This is a genomic window from Staphylococcus sp. SUC_1.2, from assembly GCF_026222585.1.
In genome coordinates this window covers 1-3,190 of record NZ_JANJPM010000066.1, presented here as the reverse complement: position 1 = coordinate 3,190, position 3,190 = coordinate 1, and the positions used below count along the sequence as shown (strand labels likewise).

Genomic DNA, 3,190 nt, shown 5'->3' with positions numbered 1-3,190 from the left:
TAGATCAGGCACCTTCAACGAAGGTAGCAATGGCTAAAGTAATTAAAGCGTTTAAACTGAATCCCGACTGTCATTGTACATCGAAATATCTGAATAAGCTCATTGAGCAAGATCACCGTCATATTAAAGTAAGAAAGACAAGATATCAAAATATCAATACGGCAAAGAATACTTTAAAAGGTATTGAATGTATTTACGGTCTATATAAAAAGAACCGTAGGTCTCTTTAGATCTACGGATTTTCGCCATGCCATGAAATTAGCATCATGCTAACAAGTCAACACAAAGTATTATTTTAAAATTGAGATTAGACATTTATTTTTCAACTTTGCAACAGAACCCTGAATAGGATCTTTCAACGATTGCACATTATCTTTCGGTGAAATGGGTAGTAGAAAATGATTGGCTAATGTTAAATCAATAGAAGCTGGTTCTATAGTTGTTCTCGATAAGGTGTAACACTCACTTGACCTTCACTAATAAACTGCTTAATATCTTGATCTGATAATATCAATTAAATCCCTCCAAAAAAATTCATAATCAATACAGTTATACATAAGCAAATTGTCGCTGTTATCATTTGTTTTGCGACAATTCCTAGACCTTGTTTCCACCCTAAATTTTTAATTATCATAATGATTGTTACAGAACATGCAGAAAATGTTGAACTAAATAATACTAATAAGAACACGCTTTTTAACGGCATTATTTGCAATAATGAGCCCTGATTCATATTGAACAACAACATACCATCTTTTCTAATCATTGAGAATAGAATACCCGTTGACATCTCTTGAGGTGCATTCATCAACTGTAAAATTGGATTAAAGATATTTGCAGTCCACAGTAAAATAGGTGTCATAGAAAGGATACTTGCACATACACAAATCATCATAAATATTGGTAAAGCTTGAGCTAAGAATGACAGAATAGTCTGTTTGGATTGTTTCCAAACAGCTTTAATTGAAGGCTTTCTAACTTTATTTAACACAAAATAATGAGTTGGTATCATGCTTTTTGGAGACCATAGTTTAATATGTATTAAACCACCGATAAATACGATTATTAAATAAGGAATAAATAACCATGGGGCATTGATTACACTGAACAGTGAAAGTGTTGCGCCAATTTGATAACTACATGATGATCCAAAGCTAACCATACTTATACAGTTATTTTTAGTACAAGCACTACAATCATGATTGGCGCGCAATACTGCTGCAGAATTACAACCAAATCCCTCTATAACTGGCACAATATCGTAACCAGTTAATCCTACTTTTGTCATAACTCGATCGATTGACCAAACGATATAAGATTTCAAATGACTTTCACTAACAATATTTGTAGAAATACTAATGAAAACAACAACGGGTAATGCCCAAATGATTGAATATATGCTGAGAGACAATAACCCATAATCTCCAAATAATAAGTCATTCAAAGCCTTTTCGTCGAATTGAACAGTATGTATTACAAAGTCTAAGAACTTCTCAGCCCAATGGTTTTGAATATATTGAGATAAATAATATGAAATATATATTGGCAACATAAACATTACTATGATTAAAGCAAAAGCTAAAAATATATCTTTTATTTTAGGGATATGTTTCGCTTGTTCCTGTCTTAAGATATCCAATTCAGAGATAATATATTTTGATTCGTCAGGATCATCTATCTTTTGTTTAAAGTTTTCATCTATAGTGAGCTTTAATTGCTTTTGAATGATATAACTTTTGAACTGCAACTTCTGTTCTGTTGATAGTTTTTTTAGCTGCTTAATCACAATATAATGTTCACCGTCTGGTATCGGTGAACAAGTTCCATTTTTTATATCGTATTCAACTTTTAACATGAACAATTCACATCACAACAAGTATAATCATCTAAAAACATTTGATTTGATTGATAGAACTCAATAGCATCCTCATTTGCTTCAAAGCTTTCTCGGTCACATATTAATTTTGCTAGAACAGCTAAACGCGTTCTAAACTTGTAAATATAGCAAAGAATCACATCTTGATGCTTAACCGTATCTCCTATCATAAAGACATTAGGATTAATTGTTGATTCATCATCGTCAGTTAGTATAAAATTTGTACCATCATTTTCAAATAATATTCGGGTTAGTCGATTATGTTGAACAGGATTAAATCCAGTAGCAAGTATTGGTTCTTCGGAAATTTTCACATCGTCGTGTACGCCGTTAAATTGAATAACATATTGACCATTTTTATACTCTATTTCTTTCACCACATGTTCGGTATGAATACGTATGGGATAACCAAGTTCCTTTAATTCTTCATATCGTTGGTGTGTATAAGGAGAAAGTCGAATACTTGGATCAGCATCTTCTTGTTTATAACTTGTAGAATTAGTATAAATATCGACAATTTTACCGGATAATGCCAAATTGATTGCTGCATCAAACCCACTTTCATTACCACCAATTACGACAGCCAGATCACCATATATATCTGAAAATTTCTCAATCTCACTATAATGTCTACCATGGTTAAACGGTTTATAAGGATATGAAAAATTCCCTGTCGCAACAAAGATATATTCAGCATCAATAGTCCCTTGATCTGTATAAATTTTATATGTGTCTTTGTCTATATTATTGGATACATCTAATACATTTGTATGTTGGTCAATTTTCAAGTTATAAATCTGTACAAGCGCTTCTAAATATTGAACATACTCTTTACCTGAAATATGTTCTTTTTTAAAAGTAAAAGCAGGAGAACTATGAGGTGTGATTGCGTTAATATCCGGTGTTCCAAATCCATTTGTTGTAAACGAAGGTGTGATAAAACGAGTTGATAATGGCCAATTTTTAAAAGATTCACCAACTTGTCCTTTATCTAATATAAGAATATCATCTAATCCCATTTCAATTAATGCAATAGCCATACCTATACCAGAAGGACCCGCACCAATAATCACTACTTTATTTGATTTTTGCATTTTAACACCTCATAAATCGTAATAGTTCTTATTTAAAGATATAAATAAAATAACATTTTTTATAATAAATACGCAAGGGTTCTGTTGCAAAGTTGAAAAATAAATATCTAATCTCAATTTTAAAATAATACTTTGTGTTAACTTGTTAGCATGATGCTAATTTCATGGCATGGCGAAAACCCGTAGATCTGAAGAGACCTGCGGTTCTTTTTATATAGAC

General features: G+C 31.6%; 3 protein-coding genes and 1 pseudogene. 1 reads left to right on the top strand and 3 read right to left on the bottom strand.

All coding sequences use genetic code 11. The annotated features are described in order from the left end of the window. A partial coding sequence (locus tag NR218_RS12535) for a DDE-type integrase/transposase/recombinase (protein WP_265883444.1) occupies nt 1-230 on the top strand: 230 nt, incomplete at its 5' end. Between the two features lie 284 nt (nt 231-514). On the opposite strand, the gene NR218_RS12530 is transcribed toward NR218_RS12535, so the two are convergent. The 3 genes and pseudogenes from NR218_RS12530 to NR218_RS12520 all read right to left on the bottom strand — a co-directional run. Beyond that, nucleotides 515-1,855 carry a nucleoside recognition domain-containing protein gene (locus tag NR218_RS12530; protein WP_016931289.1) on the bottom strand — a complete coding sequence of 447 codons (1,341 nt, stop codon included), beginning with the start codon at nt 1,853-1,855 and terminating at the stop codon, nt 515-517. After that, on the bottom strand, nt 1,849-2,970 hold the full coding sequence (locus NR218_RS12525) for an NAD(P)/FAD-dependent oxidoreductase (protein WP_016931288.1): 1,122 nt from the start codon (nt 2,968-2,970) through the stop codon (nt 1,849-1,851). Before NR218_RS12525 ends, NR218_RS12530 begins: the two co-directional genes overlap by 7 nt. 137 nt (nt 2,971-3,107) lie before the next feature. Continuing rightward, nucleotides 3,108-3,190: pseudogene (locus NR218_RS12520) on the bottom strand (IS6 family transposase); the annotation flags it as partial.